The sequence below is a fragment of the Mesorhizobium sp. M4A.F.Ca.ET.090.04.2.1 genome (genome assembly GCF_003999085.1).
Lineage (GTDB): Bacteria > Pseudomonadota > Alphaproteobacteria > Rhizobiales > Rhizobiaceae > Mesorhizobium.
Genome location: NZ_RZOT01000986.1, coordinates 1 through 650 on the forward strand (window position 1 = coordinate 1; position 650 = coordinate 650).

The window sequence follows — 650 nt, forward strand, 5'->3', positions numbered from 1 at the left end:
GCCGCACCCGTTGGCGCACGAGCGGGATGCCCGGAACGATTTTTGCGGCGGCGACCGCAGTGGAAAGGATCATGCGCAAGTTCTTAAGCTTGGTTAACGCGTTGTTTACCACGTTGGGTGAAATGTGCGCATGTCGGTCACCCGTGTTTATCCTGTAGCGAATTTTTCACGGTTTTCGAAGCGCGGGCGAAAAGCCCGGGAGGCTAGCCCTCCGCCGCGGCAGAACCGCACGGTCGCCTTCGTCCCGGCGAGACTTTGGGGAATCCGGTCACGAGCCGGCAATTCTGAACACGGGCGCATCGATGAACAGCAAGCGGTCCTATCTCGATACACTCAATGCCGGCAGGCAGCGCAGGCCGCACACCACGCTCGAGCAGTTGAACCGCTCCCTGGAAACGCTGGAGCAGCGGCTGGAGCGGACGCGCGAGGATACGGCCGAGCGCCTCGACCCTCGCCGCCAGCCGGAACCGCGCTACGCCAGCGCCCAGCCTTACAGCCAGCCGCCGCGCTGGTACGAGGATCCGCAGCCGACGCCGCGACCAAAGACGCCGGCGCCGGCCGCGCCCGCGTTCGAGCAGAACTATCAGGCGATCGCCCGCGACATCGACCGCGTGCGCGGCCAGGAGGACAGCGTCGCCGTGGTCGGCAAG

At 65.8% G+C, this 650-nt stretch carries 1 protein-coding gene; it reads left to right on the forward strand.

The features are described 5' to 3' along the window. Positions 1-302 precede the first annotated feature (302 nt). Positions 303-650 (forward strand): hypothetical protein (locus EN781_RS33645; RefSeq protein WP_145965835.1); only part of this gene is annotated, 348 nt, incomplete at its 3' end.